The organism is Xylanimonas sp. McL0601, from assembly GCF_049852175.1.
Lineage (GTDB): Bacteria > Actinomycetota > Actinomycetes > Actinomycetales > Cellulomonadaceae > Xylanimonas.
Genome location: NZ_CP187527.1, coordinates 400,778 through 420,250 on the forward strand (window position 1 = coordinate 400,778; position 19,473 = coordinate 420,250).

Annotated in this window: 20 protein-coding genes; 13 read left to right on the plus strand and 7 right to left on the minus strand. The window is 73.7% G+C overall.

Annotation, left to right across the window (positions count from 1 at the left end):
- Positions 1-3 precede the first annotated feature (3 nt).
- Together ACO4JP_RS01825 and ACO4JP_RS01830 are read left to right on the plus strand one after the other, a co-directional pair.
- Positions 4-909 carry a DNA/RNA non-specific endonuclease gene (locus ACO4JP_RS01825; RefSeq protein WP_425955697.1) on the plus strand — a complete coding sequence of 302 codons (906 nt, stop codon included), beginning with the start codon at positions 4-6 and terminating at the stop codon, positions 907-909.
- 146 nt (positions 910-1,055) lie between these two features.
- Positions 1,056-2,891: a cation:proton antiporter gene (locus tag ACO4JP_RS01830; protein WP_425955698.1), complete on the plus strand. Its 1,836-nt coding sequence runs from the start codon at positions 1,056-1,058 to the stop codon at positions 2,889-2,891.
- Positions 2,892-2,970: 79 nt separating this feature from the next.
- On the opposite strand, the gene ACO4JP_RS01835 is transcribed toward ACO4JP_RS01830, so the two are convergent.
- On the minus strand, positions 2,971-3,762 hold the full coding sequence (locus ACO4JP_RS01835) for a deoxyribonuclease IV (RefSeq protein ID WP_425955699.1): 792 nt from the start codon (positions 3,760-3,762) through the stop codon (positions 2,971-2,973).
- Between the two features lie 86 nt (positions 3,763-3,848).
- Between ACO4JP_RS01835 and ACO4JP_RS01840 the strand changes: the two genes are divergently transcribed.
- The 3 genes from ACO4JP_RS01840 (at position 3,849) to ACO4JP_RS01850 (ending at position 5,584) form a co-directional block, all read left to right on the plus strand.
- A complete protein-coding gene (locus ACO4JP_RS01840; RefSeq protein ID WP_425955700.1) occupies positions 3,849-4,004 on the plus strand; it encodes a hypothetical protein in 156 nt (51 codons plus the stop codon).
- Positions 4,004-4,168: a hypothetical protein gene (locus ACO4JP_RS01845; RefSeq protein ID WP_425955701.1), complete on the plus strand. Its 165-nt coding sequence runs from the start codon at positions 4,004-4,006 to the stop codon at positions 4,166-4,168. The genes ACO4JP_RS01840 and ACO4JP_RS01845 overlap by 1 nt, the downstream gene beginning before the upstream one ends.
- Positions 4,169-4,474: 306 nt before the next feature.
- Entirely contained in the window at positions 4,475-5,584 is a 1,110-nt protein-coding gene (locus ACO4JP_RS01850) for an IS110 family transposase (RefSeq protein ID WP_425955702.1), read from the plus strand.
- Between the two features lie 295 nt (positions 5,585-5,879).
- On the opposite strand, the gene ACO4JP_RS01855 is transcribed toward ACO4JP_RS01850, so the two are convergent.
- Complete coding sequence (locus tag ACO4JP_RS01855; protein ID WP_425955703.1) at positions 5,880-6,377, minus strand: COG4315 family predicted lipoprotein; 498 nt, start codon at positions 6,375-6,377, stop codon at positions 5,880-5,882.
- Between the two features lie 184 nt (positions 6,378-6,561).
- On the opposite strand from ACO4JP_RS01855, the gene ACO4JP_RS01860 reads away from it, so the two are divergent.
- Genes ACO4JP_RS01860 through ACO4JP_RS01870 form a run of 3 tightly spaced genes read left to right on the plus strand, consistent with a single transcriptional unit; the run spans position 6,562 to position 8,645 of the window.
- Complete coding sequence (locus ACO4JP_RS01860; RefSeq protein WP_425955704.1) at positions 6,562-7,242, plus strand: YceI family protein; 681 nt, start codon at positions 6,562-6,564, stop codon at positions 7,240-7,242.
- A gap of 3 nt (positions 7,243-7,245) precedes the next feature.
- Complete coding sequence (locus tag ACO4JP_RS01865; protein ID WP_425955705.1) at positions 7,246-7,749, plus strand: sigma-70 family RNA polymerase sigma factor; 504 nt, start codon at positions 7,246-7,248, stop codon at positions 7,747-7,749.
- Complete coding sequence (locus ACO4JP_RS01870; protein ID WP_425955706.1) at positions 7,746-8,645, plus strand: anti-sigma factor family protein; 900 nt, start codon at positions 7,746-7,748, stop codon at positions 8,643-8,645. The genes ACO4JP_RS01865 and ACO4JP_RS01870 overlap by 4 nt, the downstream gene beginning before the upstream one ends.
- Positions 8,646-8,648: 3 nt before the next feature.
- Here the strand turns inward: ACO4JP_RS01870 and ACO4JP_RS01875 are convergent, their stop codons facing one another.
- Positions 8,649-9,530, minus strand: coding sequence for an NAD-dependent epimerase/dehydratase family protein (locus ACO4JP_RS01875; protein WP_425955707.1), 882 nt, complete (start codon positions 9,528-9,530; stop codon positions 8,649-8,651).
- Between the two features lie 107 nt (positions 9,531-9,637).
- Between ACO4JP_RS01875 and ACO4JP_RS01880 the strand changes: the two genes are divergently transcribed.
- Positions 9,638-12,382 (plus strand): phosphoenolpyruvate carboxylase, encoded by a 2,745-nt coding sequence (locus tag ACO4JP_RS01880; RefSeq protein ID WP_425957031.1) that lies wholly within the window; start codon positions 9,638-9,640, stop codon positions 12,380-12,382.
- Positions 12,383-12,519: 137 nt separating this feature from the next.
- On the opposite strand, the gene ACO4JP_RS01885 is transcribed toward ACO4JP_RS01880, so the two are convergent.
- Positions 12,520-13,284 (minus strand): VOC family protein, encoded by a 765-nt coding sequence (locus tag ACO4JP_RS01885; protein WP_425955708.1) that lies wholly within the window; start codon positions 13,282-13,284, stop codon positions 12,520-12,522.
- A gap of 122 nt (positions 13,285-13,406) precedes the next feature.
- Between ACO4JP_RS01885 and ACO4JP_RS01890 the strand changes: the two genes are divergently transcribed.
- Positions 13,407-14,102 carry a VOC family protein gene (locus ACO4JP_RS01890; protein ID WP_425955709.1) on the plus strand — a complete coding sequence of 232 codons (696 nt, stop codon included), beginning with the start codon at positions 13,407-13,409 and terminating at the stop codon, positions 14,100-14,102.
- On the opposite strand, the gene ACO4JP_RS01895 is transcribed toward ACO4JP_RS01890, so the two are convergent.
- A complete protein-coding gene (locus tag ACO4JP_RS01895) occupies positions 14,083-15,042 on the minus strand; it encodes a 5'-3' exonuclease (RefSeq protein ID WP_425955710.1) in 960 nt (319 codons plus the stop codon). The two genes, ACO4JP_RS01890 and ACO4JP_RS01895, sit on opposite strands and share 20 nt — an antisense overlap.
- 9 nt (positions 15,043-15,051) lie before the next feature.
- Here ACO4JP_RS01895 and crcB (ACO4JP_RS01900) point away from each other — a divergent pair, with 9 nt between their 5' ends.
- Genes crcB (ACO4JP_RS01900) through ACO4JP_RS01910 form a run of 3 tightly spaced genes read left to right on the plus strand, consistent with a single transcriptional unit; the run spans position 15,052 to position 16,126 of the window.
- Positions 15,052-15,528 (plus strand): fluoride efflux transporter CrcB, encoded by a 477-nt coding sequence (gene crcB / locus ACO4JP_RS01900; protein WP_425955711.1) that lies wholly within the window; start codon positions 15,052-15,054, stop codon positions 15,526-15,528.
- Positions 15,525-15,929, plus strand: a complete 405-nt coding sequence (gene crcB / locus ACO4JP_RS01905; protein WP_425955712.1) for a fluoride efflux transporter CrcB — start codon at positions 15,525-15,527, stop codon at positions 15,927-15,929. Before crcB (ACO4JP_RS01900) ends, crcB (ACO4JP_RS01905) begins: the two co-directional genes overlap by 4 nt.
- The gene (locus ACO4JP_RS01910; RefSeq protein ID WP_425955713.1) at positions 15,926-16,126 is read left to right on the plus strand and encodes a hypothetical protein; all 201 of its coding nucleotides are present in this window, start codon (positions 15,926-15,928) and stop codon (positions 16,124-16,126) included. Before crcB (ACO4JP_RS01905) ends, ACO4JP_RS01910 begins: the two co-directional genes overlap by 4 nt.
- A 4-nt stretch (positions 16,127-16,130) precedes the next feature.
- Here the strand turns inward: ACO4JP_RS01910 and ACO4JP_RS01915 are convergent, their stop codons facing one another.
- Both ACO4JP_RS01915 and ACO4JP_RS01920 read right to left on the minus strand, forming a co-directional pair.
- Entirely contained in the window at positions 16,131-17,117 is a 987-nt protein-coding gene (locus ACO4JP_RS01915) for a sigma-70 family RNA polymerase sigma factor (RefSeq protein WP_425955714.1), read from the minus strand.
- A 58-nt stretch (positions 17,118-17,175) separates the two neighbouring features.
- Positions 17,176-19,434: a SpoIIE family protein phosphatase gene (locus ACO4JP_RS01920; protein WP_425955715.1), complete on the minus strand. Its 2,259-nt coding sequence runs from the start codon at positions 19,432-19,434 to the stop codon at positions 17,176-17,178.
- Positions 19,435-19,473 lie beyond the last annotated feature (39 nt).

Below are 19,473 nucleotides of genomic sequence, written 5' to 3' on the forward strand. Positions count from 1 at the left end.
CCCGTGACTGGATACGACCCCGCGTTCCTCGACGTCGAGGTCCCCCTCCCACGTCCGCGCGACGGCCGGATGCTGCGGCGGCTCGAGCACCCCCACTTCACCGTCCTCCTCGACCCCGTACGACGGCTCGCGGCCGCCACCGCCGTCGGGATCGACGGCGCGCAGCTCCAGCCGTTACCCCGCACGGGCGGCTGGCGGCTCGACCCGCGCGCGCTCGACTCCGAGCAGACCGGCCCCGAGCTCTACCGCCGCAACACCCTCGACCGCGGGCACCTGGTGCGGCGGCGCGACCCCATGTGGGGCACGCCCGAGGCGGCCAAAGATGCCGGCGAGGCGACGTTCGTCTACTCGAACGCGGCGCCGCAGGTCGGCAGGTTCAACCAGTCCAAGGAGCTGTGGAACGGCCTCGAGGACCATGTGCTCACTTATGCGCAGGCGCACGAGCGGCGCGTCGTCGTCCTCACCGGCCCCGTGCTCGCCGCCGACGACCCGATCTACCGCGGCATCGGCATCCCGCGGCGGTTCTGGAAGATCGCCGCCTGGGCGGTCGCGCGCTGGCAGATGCCCAGCGGCGGCGGGCCCGTCACGCAGACGGTCGGCCTCGCAGCGGCCGCGTTCGTGCTCGACCAGACGCCGCTGCTCGACGACGCCGCGCTCGCGCAGGCGACCGCGCGGGCGCTCGCGGTGGACGACGCGCCCCCGCTCGGGCCGTTCCGCACGTTCCAGGTGCCGGTGGCCGACGTCGTCGCGCTGTCCGGCATGGACTTCGGGGAGCTCGCGGGGGCCGACGTGCGCCCGGGCGCCGACGCCACGCCGTCGGCGGTGCCCCCGGGCCCCGCCCTGCCCCCGGCCCCGGCGGTGCCCGCGACCTGGACGGAGCTGACGGGCCCGGGGGACCTGCACGTCTGAACGTCTGAACGTCGTCAGGGCCACGGCGCCCCCGGGGACGCCCTGGGCCTGACAAGGGCGGCCGTCACCGGCGTTGTCAGGCGCACGGCGCCCCCGGGCACGCCCTGGGCCTGACAAGGTCGGCCGTCACCGCAGAGGATGGCCCCATGGATCCCCTGCTCGTCGGGTTGCTCGCTGCCGTCGCCGTCATCGCGGTCACCGCCCTGGCCCCGCGGACCGGGGTCTCGGCGCCGCTGATCCTCGTCGTGCTCGGCGTCGGCATCAGTGCTCTGCCCGCCGTGCCGGCGGTGGAGGTCGCGCCCGAGGTGATCCTCGCGGGCGTGCTGCCGCCGCTGCTCTATTCAGCCGCGGTCTCGCTGCCCACCATGGACTTCCGGCGCGACCTCGCGACCATCGGCGGCCTGTCCGTCGCGCTCGTCGTCGTCACCTCGGTGCTGCTCGGGTTCCTGTTCTCCGCGATCCTGCCCGAGCTCGGCCTCGCGGGCGGCATCGCGCTCGGCGCCATCGTGTCGCCGACCGACGCCGTCGCGACGTCGATCGTCAAGAAGCTCGGGGCGCCGCCCCGCGTCGTGACGGTGCTCGAGGGCGAGGGGCTGCTCAACGACGCCTCGGCCCTGGTGCTGCTGCGCTCCGCCGTAGCCGCGACGGCGGCGGCGGTGTCGTTCGGCGAGGTGCTCGCCGACTTCGCGTGGGCCGTCGCAGGCGCCGTGATCTGCGGCGGGATCGCCGGGATGCTGGCGCTCCGGGTCCGGCGCCTGGTCGGGAGCGCCACGCTCTCCACCGCGATCTCGTTCGTCGTGCCGTTCGCCGCGTACCTGCCCGCGGAGCGCGTCCAGGCGTCCGGCCTGGTCGCCGTCGTCACCGCGGGGCTCGTCACGGGCTACGGCTCGGCCCGCTTCCTCGGCCCGCAGGACCGCGTGTTCGAGTACTCCAACTGGCGCACCGTCGAGCTGCTGCTCGAGGGCGGCGTGTTCCTGCTCATGGGCCTTGAGCTGTCCAAGATGATCGAGAACGTGCGGGCCGAGCACGGCTCGCTCTGGCTCGGGGTGGGCGTCGCGGCGCTCGCGGCCACCGGCGTGCTGGTGGTGCGCGCCGCGTACGTCGCGCCGCTGCTGGGGTCGCTCGCCCGCCGGGCGCGGCGCGCGCAGGCGACGCGGGGCGTGCTGGCCAGTGTGCAGGAGCGGATCGAGACGCGGCTCGCGGACGCCGAGCCGGACGGCGTCGTGACCCTCGGGCCGCGTGCGTCCGAGGACACGACGGCCGACGGCGGCGGGTCGCGCGGCACGGGCGGGCCGCTGGTCCTGCCCGGCGCGGGCCGCCCGGGAGGTGCCCGTCGGGAGGTGCCCGTCGCCCGCATGCGGCGCCTGCAGACGGGGCTGGTGCGGCGCGTCGCCGACATCGACTACCTGAGCGCCAAGCCCCTTGGCCCGCGCGAGGGTGGGCTGCTCGTGTGGGCCGGCATGCGTGGCGTCGTCACGGTGGCGGCCGCCCAGTCGCTGCCCGAGCGGTTCCCCCACCGGTCGTTCGTGGTGCTCGTCGCGTTCGGGGTCGCTGCGGGGACCCTGCTCGTACAGGGCGGAACGCTGCCGTGGGTGGTGCGGCGCCTCGGCCTCTCGGGGCAGGGCGGCGCCTCGCGCGAGGAGGTCATGGCGCTGCGGCGTGTCGTCGAGTCCACCGCCCGCGTCCTGCTCGACGACGCCGCGCTCGTCCGTGCCGACGGCACTCCCTACGATCCCGACGTCGTCCTGCGCGTGCGCGCCGACGTCGTGCGGGGGCAGGCCGCCGACGACGTGGACGTGCAGGAGTCCGCCGCGCGCATCAAGCAGTACCGGCAGCTCCGGCTGCAGGTCATCGAGGCGCAGCGGACGGCGCTGCTGGAGGCGCGCAGCTCGGGCGCCTACGACTCGCACCAGCTGGAGCGGACCCTGTCGGCGCTCGACGCCGAGCAGATCATGGTGGAGATGAAGAAGGGCGGCCGCTGACGAGGCGAGTTCGAGCATTCGGCGCGCGTTCGAGCGCTCAAGCGCTCGAACGTACCGACGGATGCTCGAACTCGCCTCGTCAGGCCAGCCGCTCCCGCAGCCAGGCGATGTCCGGGGCCATGTCGCCGTGGGTCTCGCAGACCACCGGCGCTCCCGCCGCCGCGATCACGCCCAGCAGCAGGTCCGCCGGGATCTCGCCCTCGCCGAAGTGGGCGTGCCGGTCCGCGCCCGAGCCCGCGACGTCGCGCGAGTCGTTCGCGTGGACCAGGTCGATGCGGCCTGTGATCGCGCGGACGTCCGCGACCGCCGTGGCGAGGTCGATGCCGCCGGCCCAGGCATGGCAGGTGTCGAGGGTGACGCCGACGACGCTCGCGTTGGCCGAGCTCATCACGGCCTCCCACAGCTGCTCGAGCCGCTCGAGCTGCCGCGCCATCGCGAACTCGCCGCCCGCGGTGTTCTCGATGAGCACCGGCACGTCGGTGTCGAGCGAGTCGACGGCCTTGCGCCAGTTGTCGAACCCGACGTCGGGAGAGTCCTTCGCGGTCACGTGCCCGCCGTGCACGACGACGCCCTTCGCGCCGATCGCGGCGGCGCCGTCGAGCGTGGCCTGCAGCAGCTTGCGGCTCGGGATACGGATCCGGTTGTTCGTGGACGCGACGTTGATGCCGTACGGGGCGTGCACGTACAGGTCGATGCCGGCCTCCGCGGCCTCCGCCCGCAGCGCGTCGTCGCCGCCCGGGTAGCCGGAGCCGGTGACCTTCCACGACTGCGGGTCGCCGAGGAAGACCTGGGCCACCTGCGCGCCGATCGCCTTGGCCTGCGCGACGGCGTCGGCGCCGTCGACGTGGGCGCCGATCCTGATGCTGGTCATGGTGGCCACCCTAGGGGCGGGGTCCGGCCGCGGCAGTCCCTGGCGGCCGGGACGGGTCACTGCTACGTTGCGGCGACGGGCCTGTCGTGGCCGTGCCGAGGGAGGCAGCAGTGGTTCCGCAGGACGTGTTCTTCGAGGAAGAGCCGGGGATGTTCGGGTTTGCGCCGTCGTGGTTCATCGCGTCCTTCGGGCTCGCCGCCCTGTTCATCGTCGGGGCGTTCGTGCTGCTGGGGACGCTCTGATGAACGGCACCCTTCTCGTCGTGGTCGTCCTGACGGTCGTGATCATCCTCGCGCTCATGGTCGCGGCGGCGATCGTCGTCGGCCTCCTCCTGCTGGTGCGCCGCCGCACGCCGCAGACGCCCGACGCCGGCTCGCAGCCGCCGCTGTCCGAGCGCCGGCCCTGACCTTCGCGCTGCGGGACGTCGTCCCCAGCCGTCAGCTCAGACGGTATGAGGTGATGGCCCGCGGCTCGATCGCGGCGGGGGCCGGCGTGATGGTCGTCGTCGTTCGTGGTGGTGTCTAAGGCCCTTCGGCCCCTGCGGGGCGGCCCTGCGGGCCGGCCTTGACGCCACCGCGCCCGCCGACGGCGTGTGCCCGCGTCGACGCGGTCGGTGGCAGCGGCTGTTGTCAGCAGAGGCCTGCCCGGCACAAGGTCGTGGGTTACCAGGCTGTTCCTGTCTGGCCTATCCACATTGTGTCGGGAGGCCCCTGTGATCACCCACTTTAGCGAGCGGTGGGCCGTCGGTCTGGACGTCCACGCTCGTTCCGTCTCGGCCGCCGCGATCGATACCTCGACCGGTGAGCTGCACACCCGCCGCCTGGCCCCGGACCCGGCCGGGATCCTCGCGTGGATCGACGCTCTGGATCCGGCCGCCGGGCCGGGCACGGTCGCCGCGGCCTACGAGGCCGGACCCACCGGGTTCGGCCTGGCCCGCGCATTCGACGACGCCGGGATCCGGTGCGTGCTGGCCGCACCGTCGAAGATCGCCCGCGCCCCGGGCGAGCACGTCAAGACCGACGACCGTGACGCGGTCCTGCTGGCCCGCCTGCTCACCCGTGACGACCTCGCCCCCGTGCGCGTCCCGACCCTGATCGAGGAAGCCGCCCGCGACCTGGTCCGGGCTCGCGAGGACACCCGCCACGAGCTGATGGCGGCCCGGCACCGGACCGGGAAGCTCTTGCTGCGCCACGGCATCGTCTACACCGGCGGCACGACCTGGAACCGGGTCCACCACGCCTGGCTGGGCCAGATCCGGTTCGACCTGCCCGCCACCACCGCAGCGTTCGACGCAGCCCTAGAAGCCGTCCAGTTCGCCGAGGCCCGCCGCGACCGCCTCGACGAGAAGATCGCCCTCATGGCCGCCGACTCCCCGTTCACCGACATCACCCACCGGCTGGCGTGCCTGCGCGGGATCTCGACCCTGACCGCGTTCGCCTTGGCCGTCGAGATCGGCGACTGGACCCGGTTCACCGGATCATCCATCGGCGCGTTCCTCGGCCTGACCCCCTCCGAGCACTCCTCCGGCAGCTCACGCCGCCAGGCCGGGATCACCAAGGCAGGCAACCCGCACGCCCGCCGCCTGCTCATCGAGGCCGCCTGGCACCACAAGCCGCTCTACCGGGTCGGCGCCACCCTCCAGGCCCGCTGGGACCTCGCGCCCGCACCCGTGCGCGCCCGCGCTCACGAAGGCAACCAGCGCCTGCACTACCGCTGGACCGTCATGAGCGCCCAGAAGAAGAAGCACACCGTCGCCACGACCGCCATCGCCCGCGAGCTCGCCGGCTGGTGCTGGTCCCTGGCCACCCTCGACCCCACCTGACAACCCAGACTTGCCCCCGCCCACCGCGCCCCCCGGCGAGCAGCGCGAGGAGCGACCCACGACGGCTACTGTGAGCAACCCTGCCGGGCGACGCTCGAACTCAGACCTGTGGCCAGCTCCCGTCGAACACCCCGTCATGCGGTAACCAACCCGCGAATGTCAGTCTGACCGCGCGTCGCCAAGACACGCCTGCGCCGGGCGGCCACGGCCGCGAGGAGCAAGGGTGAGGCTCCCGCCCGGACACCACCCTCGAGCGGGAGCCTCACCCTGCCCCTTGACAGACCGCACCTACATATCAGTAGCCACCGCCTCCCGACGACGACGACATCGTCGTGACCTCGCTGCCGTCCGGGCCGACCGCCCACCAGATGTCGTCGTAGCCCTGGCCGCTGACGTCGCCGGCGGAGCCGTCGCCGACGAAGGTGTAGACGGGGCGCTTGTCGACGGTGACCTGGAGCTTGCCGTCGGTCCCGGTGATGGTGCCGACCGCGCCGGTGACGCCCTGGACCTTCGGCTGGTTGCTGTCCGAGTGGACGGCCGGCCACTGGGACGCGCACGCGCCGGTGCACGAGCTCTTGCCGGAGCCGGGCTTGTCAGGCTTGTAGAAGTAGACGGTCATCCCGTGACCGTCGACGACGATGTCGCCCAGCTTGGTGTCACCGACGCTGAGCGTGGTGCCCGACGGCACGGGCGACGCGCTGCCGCCGCCAGGGCTGCCGGTGCTGCTGTTCGCGCAGCCGGCGAGTGCCGCGATGAGCGCTCCGGCCACGATGAGGTGCGCTGTCCGTCGCATTGGTCCGTCCCCTCTCGTGATCTTCCCTTTCTCCGACGACGACGAGGACCGGCGCGCGTCGGTTCACTCCCGTGCGCCGGGGGTGAGACTTGAACCGCGGGGCCCGGTTGTTCGTCGTCGTCCACAGGAGGCCGTGGAGAGCGGCTCCGCGTGGACGGCGGCTCCGCACGGGAGGGACGAGATCGTGGGCAGGCGAGCGAAGGTCGGGATCGGCGTGGTCGGCGCCGTCGTCGTCCTGGCGGGAGCGGCCGCGGTGTGGGGGCCCGGCCTGTACGCCAACTGGGCCAACAGCAACGCTGAGGCCGCGCCCGCGATCGACACCGCGACCGCGACACCGCTCGCCGACCCGTCCGGCCTTGACGGGAGGTGGACGGCGCAGAACGGGTCGTACGCCGGCTACCGCGTCGACGAGGTGCTCCGCGGCAACCACGCCACCGTGACGGGCCGCACCGAGAAGGTCCAGGCCGACGTCACGATCGCCGGCAGCGCCGTGACGGCCGGGACGGTGACCGTGGACATGGCGTCCATCGCCACCGACCAGCCACCGCGCGACGCGTACTTCCGCAGCTCCGCGCTCCGGACCGGCGACTTCCCGACGGCGACCTTCCAGCTCACCGCGCCCACCGCGCTGCCCGCCGGCGCCACGACCGTCGACCTCGCGGGGCACCTCACGATCCACGGCGTGACCCAGCAGGTGACCGTGCACGCCGAGGTCGCGCAGACCGGCGCCGACGCGCTCCAGGTGGTGGGCAGCGTGCCCCTCACGTTCGCGGACTACGGCGTCGTGGCGCCGTCGCTCGGGTTCGTGACCGTCGAGAAGTCGGGTGCCGTGGAGTTCTCGCTGCACCTGGCGCCGGAGGGCTGAGCGGTGCCCCGCGACGACGAGCTCCTCGCCGCCGTCCACGGCGCCCACGGTGCGGCGCTGCACCGGTACGTGCGGCACCTGACGTCGGACGAGGAGCAGACCCGGGACGTGGTGCAGGAGACCCTGCTGCGCGCCTGGCGGCACCCCGAGGTGCTCGAGCGTTCCGAAGGGTCGGTGCGCGCGTGGCTGTTCACCGTGGCGCGGAACCTCGTCGTCGACCAGCGGCGCAGCGCACGCCACGCCCACGAGCGCACCACCGACGTCGTGCCCGAGCGGCCCGAGCCCGACCGCACGCAAGCCGTGCTCGACGCGTGGCTCGTGGCCGACGCGCTGGCCGGGCTGACGCCCGAGCACCGCGCCGTCGTCGTCGGCGCGTACTACGGCGGACGGTCGGTCGCGGAGCTCGCCGACGAGCTCGAGATCCCGCCCGGGACGGTCAAGTCCCGCATGCACTACGCGATGCGAGCGCTCCGGCTCGCCCTGCAGGAAAAGGGGGTCACGCCATGACGAGGACTGACCCGTTCACCGACTGGGACGGCGCCTACGTGCTGGGTTCGCTCAGCCCGACCGAGCGACGCGAGTTCGAGGCGCACCTCGCGACCTGCGACGCGTGCCGCAGGGCGGTTGCCGAGCTCGCGGGGCTGCCCGGGCTGCTGAGCACGCTGAGCCTCGAAGAGGTGGAGGCGTCGGGGTGGAGCGCGACGGACGCCGAGGGGACCGGCGCCGAGGCCGCCCGCACGGACACCGGCGGTCCGTGGAGCGGGGAGTGGAGCACCGCGCAGCCCGAGGGTGACACCGGCATCTCGGAGGTCGCCCGGCTCGCCGACGTCGTCCCCCTCGCGGGGGTCGCCGCGGCGACGCGGCGCGCCCGGGCGCGGCGCCGCAACGGGCTGGTCGCGGCAGCGGCCGGTGTCGCGGTGGTCGCCGGCGTCGCCGGCGGGGTGCTGGGGGGTGCGCTCGGGCCGGACGGCGGCTCGGGCGTCGCCACCCCGCCGACGGCGTCCGCCACGGCGAGCCCCACCACGTCGAGCCCCACCACGTCGAGCCCCACCACGGTGGCCGGCGCCCGGACCGTCGAGCTGCTGCCGCCCGGTGACTCCGGCATGCACGCACACCTCGTCGCGACCCCGACGGCGTGGGGCACCCGGTTCGAGTGGAGCTGCCGGTACGTGCTCGCCGACGGCGAGTCGCCGTCGGTCAGCACCTACAACCCGACGGCGGTGACCTATCAGCTGGTGCTCGTGGACCGCGCGGGCGGCCGCAGCGTCGCAGCGACCTGGACCACGGCGGACCCGGAGGCCGAGGGCCTGGGCGCGTCGTCGGCGCTGCCGCTCGAGGCGCTCGACCGGATCGAGATCACGGTCGCGGGCCAGGACTCAGCGCTGGCATCAGCAAGGCTCTGATGGTCAGCCGAGCTGGTCCTGCCACGCGAACTGCGGGGCGTAGCCCAGCAGGCGGCGGGCCTTGTCGATGCTCAGCAGGGTCTCCCTGCCGGTCACCGCGCGCTTGAGCGGCACGTCCGGGAACTGCTCGGCCAGCAGGTCGGCCGAGTCGCGCTCCATCACCGTGTCCGCGTTGGCGACGATGAACGCCTCCCAGCCCGTGAGGTCCGCCTCGAGCGCCAGGCGCACGGCCTGGGCGCCGTCGCGCGCGTCGATGTAGCCCCACATGTTCCAGCGGCGCTTGGTCGCGTCGTCCTGCCAGCCGGGGAACATCGCATAGTCCTCGGGCAGCATCACGTTGGAGAACCGCAGCCCGACCAGCTTGAGCTCGGGGTCCCAGCGGGTCAGGTGCCGCGCCATCTCCTCCTCGACGGCCTTGCCGAGCGAGTAGGTGGTCCACGGCGTCGCGGTGTACTCCTCGTCGACGGGTGCGTACGGCGGCGGCACGTCGAACGGCAGGCCCAGCACCGTCTCGCTCGACGCCCAGACGACGTTGCGGATCCCCGCGATGCGCGCGGCGCGGAACACGTTGTACGTGGCCGGCACGTTGTTGGCGAAGGTCGCGGCGTCGGGGACCAGACCCGGCGCGGGGATCGCGGCCAGGTGCACGACGGCGGTGGCCGGCGCGGACTCGTCGAACCCGGTCAGCAGCTCGACGACCTGACCGAGGTCGGTGAGGTCGGCGCGGACGAACTTGGCCGGCTGCGGCTCGCGCGGGGGCGTGCGGTCGACGGCGACGACGTCCCACCCGTGCTCGGCAAGATGCTGCACGACGGCGGGGCCGAGGCGCCCGCTCGAGCCGGTGACGACGACGCGACCGGAGGTGGCGTGGTTCGGGAAGCTCATGCGCATTGTCTACACCCCGGCGCGGCTCGGGATCGACGTCGTGCGACCGCTTGAGCGACGCCCGGCGTCACGGCGCCGACCCGCAGGCGGACCAACGAGCGGACGTGATGCCCGCGATCCGGACCGAACGGCATACTCTCGTGGCCGTGAGCGAGATCAACCCTCAAGCCACCGAGCGCGTCGTCGCTCGCTACGAGATGCCCGACCTCCTGCGTGACGACATCCGTCTCCTGGGCGGCCTGCTCGGCACCATCCTCAAGGAGGCAGGCGGTCAGGAGCTGCTCGACGACGTCGAGCACCTGCGCGAGCTGACCATCCGCGCCTTCGGGGACGACGCCGACGCGCTGGCCACCGCGGCCGAGCTCGTGGACTCGTTCTCCCTGGACCGCGCCGACCACGTCGCCCGCGCGTTCACCTGCTACTTCCACCTGGCGAACCTCGCCGAGGAGTACCACCGGGTGCGCGTCCTGCGTCAGCGCGAGCAGGAGGACGCCCGCAAGGCAGTGATCGAGGAGTCGATCCCGCAGGCCTTCATGCAGCTCGCGGAGGAGGTCGGCCGCGACGAGGCGCTGCGGCGCCTGCAGGAGATCGAGTTCCGCCCGGTCCTCACCGCCCACCCCACCGAGGCCCGGCGCCGCGCCGTCTCCCGGTCGATCCGCCGCATCTCCGACCTGCTGGCCGAGCGCGACACGCTGCACCCGCGCGGCACGGCGCTCGCGGAGATCAACCGGCGCCTGCTCGCCGAGATCGACGTGCTGTGGCGCACGCAGCCCCTGCGCGCCTCCAAGCCGACCGTGATCGACGAGGTCAAGTCGGCCGTCGGCGTGTTCGACGCGACGCTCTTCCAGACGTTCCCCGAGGTCTACCGCCGCCTCGACGACTGGCTGCTGGGCGACGACGCCGGCCGCTCGACGCCGGTGGTCCGGCCGTTCGTGCGGCTCGGCACCTGGATCGGCGGCGACCGCGACGGCAACCCGAACGTCACGGCCGACGTCACCCGTCAGGCGGCCGCCCTCGCGTCCGAGCACGCGCTCGCGGCGCTCGAGACGGAAGCGTTCATCACGGCGCGCAAGCTGACGGTCGCCGCGGGGGACACCCCGCCGTCGGACGCCCTGCTCGCGCTGTGGAACCGCCTGCGCCAGCTCTCCGCGGAGGCCGCGGCCGCAGCGGAGGAGGAGTCGCCGGGCGAGCCGCACCGTGCGGTGCTGCTCGTCATCGCCGAGCGCATCGCCGCGACGCGACGCCGCGACGCCGACCTCGCCTACCCGTCGGCCGACAAGCTCGAGGCGGACCTCGCCGTCGTGCAGGAGTCGCTGGTGCGGGCCGGGGCCCGCCGCCTCGCCTACGGGAGCCTGCAGAAGCTCATCTGGCAGGTCAACACCTTCGGGTTCCACCTGGCCGAGCTCGAGGTGCGCCAGCACTCGCAGGTGCACGAGGCCGCGCTCGCCGAGATCGCCGAGAAGGGCGCCAACAGCCCGGAGCTGAGCGACCGCACCCGCGAGGTCCTCGACACGTTCCGCGCCCTAGCCGCCGTCCAGAACCGGTACGGCGAGCGCGCCGCGCGCCGCTACATCGTGTCGTTCACGCAGGCGCCCGAGCACCTGGCCGCGGTCTACCAGCTCGCCGAGCACGTGTTCCCCGACGCCGACGACCGGCCGGTGATCGACGCGATCCCGCTGTTCGAGACCTTCGCCGACCTCGAGGGGTCGGTGGAGATCCTCGAGGCGATGCTCGAGCTGCCGCAGGTGCAGGCCCGCCTCGCGGCCAACGGCCGCAAGGTCGAGGTCATGCTCGGGTACTCGGACTCGTCGAAGGACGTCGGCCCGGTGGCCGCGACGCTCGCGCTGCACAGCGCCCAGTCGCGCATCGCCGAGTGGGCGGACCGCCACGACATCGAGCTCACGCTCTTCCACGGCCGCGGTGGGTCCCTCGGCCGTGGCGGCGGCCCCGCCAACCGCGCCGTGCTGGCCCAGCCACCGCACTCGGTCGCCGGGCGCTTCAAGCTCACCGAGCAGGGCGAGGTCATCCTGGCCCGCTACGGCGACCCCGTCATCGCGACCCGGCACATCGAGCAGGTCGCGGCCGCGACGCTGCTCGCGTCGGCGCCGTCGGTCGAGAAGCGCAACGCCGAGGCGACCGCCCGGTTCGCCGACATGGCCGCGGCGCTCGACGTCAGCTCGCGCGAGCGGTTCCACGGCCTCGTGCGCGCCGAGGGGTTCCCGCAATGGTTCGCGCAGGTGACCCCGCTCGAGGAGATCGGCCTGCTGGCGATCGGCTCGCGGCCTGCGAAGCGCGGGCTGTCGGTCAACTCGCTCGACGACCTGCGGGCGATCCCGTGGGTGTTCTCGTGGTCGCAGGCGCGCATCAACCTGGCCGGCTGGTACGGCCTCGGCACCGCCCTGCGTGACTACGCGCAGTCGCGGCCCGACGGCGTCGACGAGCTGCAGGCGGCGTTCCGCGAGTGGCCGCTGTTCAACACGCTGCTCGACAACGTCGAGATGTCGATCGCCAAGACCGACGAGCGCATCGCCGACAAGTACCTGGCCCTGGGCGACCGCGACGACCTGGCCCAGCTCGTGATCGACGAGCTGCGGCTGACGCGCGAGTGGGTCCTGAAGATCACGGGCAACGCTTGGCCGCTGGCCCGCCGCCGCGTGCTCGGCCGCGCGGTGCAGCTGCGCTCGCCGTACGTCGACGCCCTGTCGCTGCTCCAGGTCCGCGCGCTGCGCGCGCTCCGCACGGACGGCGCCTCGGAGCCGTCGACCGACGCCGCGGCCCGCCGCGAGCGCTGGCAGCACCTGCTCCTGCTCACGGTCAACGGAGTGTCTGCGGGCCTGCAGAACACCGGCTGAGCTCGGGTCGACGCCTTTGCCGTCGGCTCGGGTGTTCGTGATCGCTCTGGCGACTCAGTCGCTACGCTCCTTCGTTACGCGCGATCACGAACACCCGAGCCGACGGCGTTTCCACCCTCGCGGCGAGGGACGGGACGCTAGATCGAGCTGAGCTGGAACCACGTGCCGTTCGGGTCCGCCACGCCGATCATGCGGCCGTACGGGGTGTCGCGCGGCTCGCCCGGGGCCTGGCCGCCCAGGTCGCGCGCCTTGGCCACGAGCGCGTCGACGTCGTCGGCGCCCAGGTAGACCGCCCAGCCCGACGTGCCGCCGTTCGCGGCCAGCTCCTTCGTCGCGTCGTAGATGCCCGCGACGGAGTCGCGGCCCTCCCCGTAGGTCGTGTAGCGGAACTCGGGGGTGTCGCTCATGGTCGACACCGGCCAGCCCGCGGCCTCCTTGTAGAACGCGACGGCCTTGTCGTAGTCGCTGCTCCACGTCTCGAACCAGACCGGGGCGCCGTGCTCGCCCCAGAGCGCGAACCCGTCGTGGCCGTCGGGCTGCCAGAAGCTGACCGCCGCGCCGGCCGGGTCGACGGCGCTGAAGAACCGTCCCTGGCCCGGGATGTTGTCCGGCCCGAAGACGACGGTTCCGCCGGCCGCCTTGACCTTCTCCGCGGTGGCGTCGGCGTCGGACGTGCGCAGATAGACGCCCCACGCCGGGGGCTGGTTCTCCATGACCGGGCCGACGCCGGCGATGGTCTGCCCGTCCTTGAGGAACGAGCCGTAGTTGCCGAACTCCGGGCCGAAGCTCTGGTGCTCCCAGCCGAACAGCTCGGTGTAGTACGCGACGGACCTGTCCAGGTCGGTGGTCGCGAGGTCGAACCAGATCGGGGCGCCGTCGGGTACCTCGCCACGTGCGGGCATGTCTCCTCCAGGGTGTGTGGCTTTGGCTCCGCGCCGTGCGCGCGTCACCTGCCAGTCGAACAGACCCCGGAGCAACCCGAAACTGGGCGGTCGACGGCCGTCGGCCGGTCTACCGTCAAGTCATGGTCACGAGATCGCTCGTCAGGTTCAAGGACCTGTGCATGGACGCGTTCGACGCGCCCGCGCTGGGAGCGTTCTGGTCGCGGACGCTCGGTCTGGAGCTGGAGGTGCTCGACGGCGGCAACGCCGTCCTGACCGGAGACGCGCCCGAGCAGACCGTGTGGATGAACGCCGTCCCGGAGCTCAAGACGGTCAAGCACCGCGTGCACCTCGACGTGCGGGCGGGTTCGCTCGACGACTTCCCGGGCCGGCCGCGCCTCAGCGCGCCCGGCGAGTTCGTCTGGACGGTGCTCGCCGACCCCGAGGGTGGGGAGCTGTGCGTGTTCACGGTCGACGACGTGCCGGGCTACCGCCTCAAGGACGTCGTCGTCGACTGCGCCGACCCGGGCGCGGCCGCGCGCTGGTGGCAGGGCATGTTCGGCGGCGAGCTCGGGCACGACACCGAGCACGACTGGTGGTGGCTCGACGGCGCGGCGGGGGTCCCGTTCGACTCGATCGACTTCGTGCCGGTGCCCGAGCCGAAGGTGGTCAAGAACCGCGTGCACTGGGACGTCACGCTCGCCGAGGGCGTGACGCTCGACGACCTGGTCGCACGTGGCGCGCGCGTCCTGCGTCCCAGGGACGACGAGATCCGGTGGACCGTGATGGCGGACCCGGAGGGCAACGAGTTCTGCGTGTTCAGCGAGCCAGAGCGCTGAGCACCCGGTCCACGCTCGAGCGCAGCCCCCAGCGGGCGGTGAGCTCGGCCAGTGCCTCGGGAGACGCCGCAGCGCGCGGCAGCGCGTCGTCGAACGGGGGCAGCGGGGCGTCTCGGGCGACACGCACCACCGCCGGGGCGACCTCGAGGTAGCCCGCGGCCTCCCGCAGCCGCCGCTGCTGGGTGGCCGTGAGCCCGAACCCGGAGTCCCGCGCCGCGAGGACCCCCGCGAGCGTGCCGAACCGCGCGAGCAGCCCGGCGGCCGTCTTCTCGCCGATGCCCGGCACGCCGGGGAGCCCGTCGGAGGGGTCGCCCCGCAGCACCGCCATGTCGGCGTACGCGGACCCGGTCGGCACGCCGTACTTCTCGGCGAGCCGCGCCTGGTCGACGACGTCGGGGTCACGCACCCCCCGCGCGGGGTAGAGCACGCGCACGCCGGCGTCGTCGTCGACGAGCTGGAACAGGTCGCGGTCGCCGGTCATGATGCTCACCGGCCCGGCATCGGCCCCTCGCGCGAGCTCGCGGGCCACCAGGGTGCCGATGACGTCGTCGGCCTCGTAGCCGGGTGCCCCGACACGGGCGATCCCCAGGGCGGCGAGGACTGCGCTGATCACCGGCACCTGTGGCACCAGGCCTTCGGGCACCTCCTCGACGTCGGTGCCCCCGGGGCCGCCGCCGAGCACCTTGACGCGGTGCGCCTTGTAGGAGGGGATCGCCGCGACGCGCCACGCCGGCCGCCAGTCGTCGTCCCAGCAGGCGACCAGCCGGTCGGGCCGGTGCTCGGTGACGAGGAACGCGATCGTGTCGAGCAGTCCGCGCACCGCGTTCACGGGCTCGCCGCGCGGGGACCGCAGCGAGTCGGGAACGCCGTAGAAGGCCCGGAAGTAGAGCGACGCGGTGTCCAGCAGCAGGAGGCTCACGGGAGCAGGGTCGCACGGCATCATGGGGGCGTGAAGCCTCCCCGACCCGCTGCCCATCGCGATCCGCGGCTGCTCGGGCTGGTCGCCTTCGGCGGCGCGACGGGGTCGGTGCTCCGGTACGCCGTCGCCCTCGCCACACCCGCGCCCGGAGGCTGGCCGCTGGCCACGCTCACCGTCAACGTCGTCGGCGCGTTCGCGCTCGGGTTCCTGCTCGAGGCGCTCGCACGGCGCGGCCCCGAGTCGCGTCGCCAGCAGCGCGTGCGCCTGACGCTCGGCACGGGCGTGCTCGGCGGGTTCACCACGTACTCGACGTTCGCGCTCGAGGTCGACCGGCTGCTGCACGACGGCGTCGCGGCGGTCGCGGTCGGGTACGTCGTCGCGACGCTCGTGGCCGGCACGCTGGCCGCCCTCGCGGGCTTCCAGCTGGCGCTGCGGGTGTCGCCGTCGAGCACCGGGCGCCTGCTGCGGGCGGCCGAGCACCCCGACGACGGCGGAGCCGCCCGGTGAGCGGCCCGCTCGCGTTCCTGCTGGTCGCGGTGGGTGGTGGGCTGGGCGCGGTCGCCCGTTTCTGGCTCGCGGACACCATCCGGACGCGACGCACCACCGCCATGCCGCGCGGCACCATCGCGGTCAACGTGCTCGGATCTTTCACGATCGGGCTGATCACCGGCCTGGTGCTCACCGTCGGCGCGGACGGCGGCCTCGAGCCGTGGCGGCTGTTCCTCGCCACCGGCATCTGCGGCGGCTTCACGACGTTCTCGACGGCTACTGTGGAAAGCGTGACGCTCGCTCGCGGCGGTCAGTTGTGGCGGGCACTGGCGAACACCCTCGGGACGCTGGTGGTGACGGTGCTCGCCGTGGCGGGCGGCCTCGGGCTCATCGAGCTGCTGGCAGGAGGTGCGGCATGACGGAGATCCTCGAGTTCATGACGACGGCCGCGGTCGGCGAGAGCGACGACCCGCGCGAGCAGATCCGCGTGGGTGTGCTGCTCGCGAACGGGCGCCTGGCCGGGCGGTCCTTCCGCTCCCGCGCGGAGGCCGAGGCGTGGGCACAGGACGGCGAGGAGGTCGTGGAGTTCAACGCCGTGTGCGACTGCGACAGGTGATGGGTCACTCGAGCCGTAGCGGCAGCCCGAAGCGGGGAAACCACGTCGCCGTGTCGAGGAACGTGGTGATCCCCGTGACCTTCCCATCGTCGTCGGCCTCAAGGACCACCAGACCCCAGGCGTTGTAGCCCCCGCGCTCGGGGTCGGGCCGGTACTGCCCGAACGACGGCGACCCGTTGGCCCGCACCGGCAAGCACCGCGACCCGCGGCACTCCGCGCCCGGGCCGAGCATCCACGCCACGACGTTCTCGCGGCCCCGCACCCACATCGAGTAGGGCGGCATGTTGAGCAGCGCGTCCTCGCGCAGCAGCCCGACGAGGGCGTCCATGTCGTAGCGCTCGAACGCGTCGAGGTACCGCTCGAGCATCGCGTCGCGCCAGGCCTCGCCGGGCGTGCGGTCCGTCGACTCGGGCGTCGGGGCCTTCTCCTCGAGGGTGGCGCGCGCCCGTTGCAGCGCGGAGTTCACCGCGGCGACCGTCATGTCCAGCAGGTCGCCCGTCTCGGCCGCCGACCAGCGCAGCACCTCGCGCAGCACCAGCACCGCCCGCTGCCGCGGCGGGAGGTGCTGGAGGGCGGCGACGAACGCGAGCCGGATCGACTCGTGCCCGACCGCGACCCGCGCGGGGTCGCCCTCGCGCGGCAGCACGGCGTCGTCGGGCACGGGCTCGACCCAGCGCTCCTCGGGGAGGGTCTCCCCGAAGTTGTCCGCCTCGGGCGCCTGCGCGGCCCCGAGCCCCATCGGGCGCTCTCGCCGGTGCGCGGCAGACCCCAGGTGGTCGAAGCACACGTTGGTCGCGATCCGGTACAGCCAGGAGCGCAGCGACGAGCGGCCTTCGAACCGGTCGTACGCGCGCCAGGCGCGCAGCATCGTCTCCTGCACCGCGTCGTCCGCGTCCGACGCTCCGCCGAGCAGTCGGTAGCAGTACCCGGTCAGCTCTGACCGGTAGGCATCAAGCTCGGCTCCCAGGACTTCGTCGGCCACCTGTGTCATGGGTCACACGGTACGCCGGGGCTCCGACATGGGTCCCGGGCGAGCCTGGACGCCCAGGTCAGGAGGGTCGCAGCTCGAACCAGACCGTCTTGCCCGCGACGTCCTGCCCGTGCCGTCCCACGACCTCCGTGCCGTCGTGGTCCACCACGCCCCACCGCGCCGAGAGCCGGTCGAGGAACTGCACGCCGCGCCCGGACAGCTCGTGTGGTTCGGGGTTGCGCATCTGCGGCCGCTCGGTGGACGCGTCCCGCACGCCGACCCGGACGCGCGACGTCGCGACCTCGATCTCGACGGTCGCCGTCACGGGGCCGCCGCCGTGCTCGAGCGCGTTGGTGAGCAGCTCGCTCGACAGCAGCATCGCGGTGCGCCGCTCGCGCTGCGCGACGCCCGAGGTCTCGAGGATGTCGTCGATCCAGCGGCGCGCAGGCCCCAGGTCGGCGAGCGAGTCGGCGAGCCGGCGTTCGGCCCGCACCAGTGCGGTGGGCGCGGCGTCCGTGCCGTCCGAGGTCGTCGCGTCCGGCAGCCCGGCGGCCAGGGTGGGCGTCGGTGCGGCCTCGCGTGCCCGCACGGCGAGCACGGCGACGTCGTCGCCCTGCGGTGCGGCCACGAGCGCGCGCACGAGCGCGGCCGGCAGGGTCGACGTCGCTGCGGCGGCCGTGCGCCCGAACGTCTCGGCGAGCAGCGCGATGCGGTCGGCGAGCAGCTCCCCGCGGCGCTCGACCAGCCCGTCGGTGTACAGCAGCAGGGTCTCGCCGGGCAGGAGCATCGTGGCGTGGTCGGCCCGCTCGCTGCCGGGCAGCACGCCGAGCAGCAGGTCCGACCGCGGGTCCAGCACCTCGACCGAGCCGTTCTGACGCAGCACGAGGGGTGGTGGGTGCCCCGCGTTCGACCAGGTCACGGCGTATGTCCCGGGCTTGTGCCCGTGCTCGCCCACCATGGGCAGCCGCTCCAGGCGCACGACGACGGCGGTCGCCCCGGCACGCGGGCCGAGCTGGTGGTTCGCGCGGTCGAGCAGGGTCAGCAGGATCGAGGGCGTCTCGTCGTGGCTCCACGCGAGGGCGCGCAGCATGGAGCGCAGCTGGCCCATCTGCGCCGCCGCCTGCATGTCGTGCCCGGTGACGTCGCCGATCATCAGGAGGGTCGTGTCGTCGTCGACGGCGACGACGTCGTACCAGTCACCACCCACCTGGTCCGTGCGGGTCGCGGGCTCGTAGGTCGTGGCGATGTCGAGGTTCGCGACCGCGGGCGGCGCGGTGAGCAGCGCCGCCTGCAGCGTCGTCGAGACCTGGCGGCGGGCCTCGAGGAGGGCGATGCGGTCGAGCGCGTGCGCGACGTACGGGGCGAGCGTCGTCGCGAGCGACTCGGTGTCCGGGTCGTGCGCGCGCTGCTCCGCCCATCGCGTGCACACGACGGCGACCACCCGGCCCTCGGCGTGCACCGGAAGGAGCGAGCACGCCCCGTCGTCGTCGAGGAGGCCGGCGAGCCGGGGGTACAGCGCGACCATCTCGGGGCCGCCGGAGAAGAACTGCGGCTTGCCGGTGCGGGCGACCTCGCACACCGGCAGCGCGTCCTCGATCCGGGCGCGTCGCGGCGAGCGGGCCTGACGGCCGGTGGGTGCGCGGTCGGGACCCGCGGTCACGAACGTGACGCCGCGCCGGTCGGGGTCCACGAGCGCGAGGTAGCTCGCCGACGCCCCCATGCCCCGGGCCACGATGCCGCGGATCGCCTGCTCGACCTGCACGGCCGTCGTCGCACCGGCGAACGCCTCCGACATGCCGAGCAGCAGCTGTGAGCGCCGCTGTTCCCGGCGCGCGGTCCGCTCGGCCTGCCGGGCGCGCTCGCGCTCGGTGCGCAGCCGGATCTCGCCGCTGCAGGACGCCGCGAGGTCGGCGAGCGTGGCGAGGTCGGCCGTGGTCCAGACGCGCGGGGCGACGTCGATGGCGACGAGGGCGCCGACGGGGCGTTCCTCGCCGGAGTGCACGGGAAGGGCGACCACGGAGCCGTTCCCGGCGCCGAACAGCGCGCAGACGCCGGCGGCACGGGGGTCGGCGGTGACGTCCTCGAGCACGATCGGGGCGCCGGACTCGATGACCTTGCGGGTGATGGACTCGTCGAGCGCGACGCGGCGGCTGGTCTGGTAGGGCTCGGGCATGCCGAGCGCGCCCGGGAGCACGATGCCGTCGGGGGCGAGCAGGGCCACGGTCGCGATCGCGACGTCGAGCTGGCGGCGGACGAGGCGGGCGATGCGGTCGAACTCGTCATCGGCGTGCATGAGGCCGAGGCGGGGTTGCTGAGCAACCTGCGCGTCCGGAGCCATCGCCCCAGGATGAGGCAACTCAGCGTGCCGATCCACTGT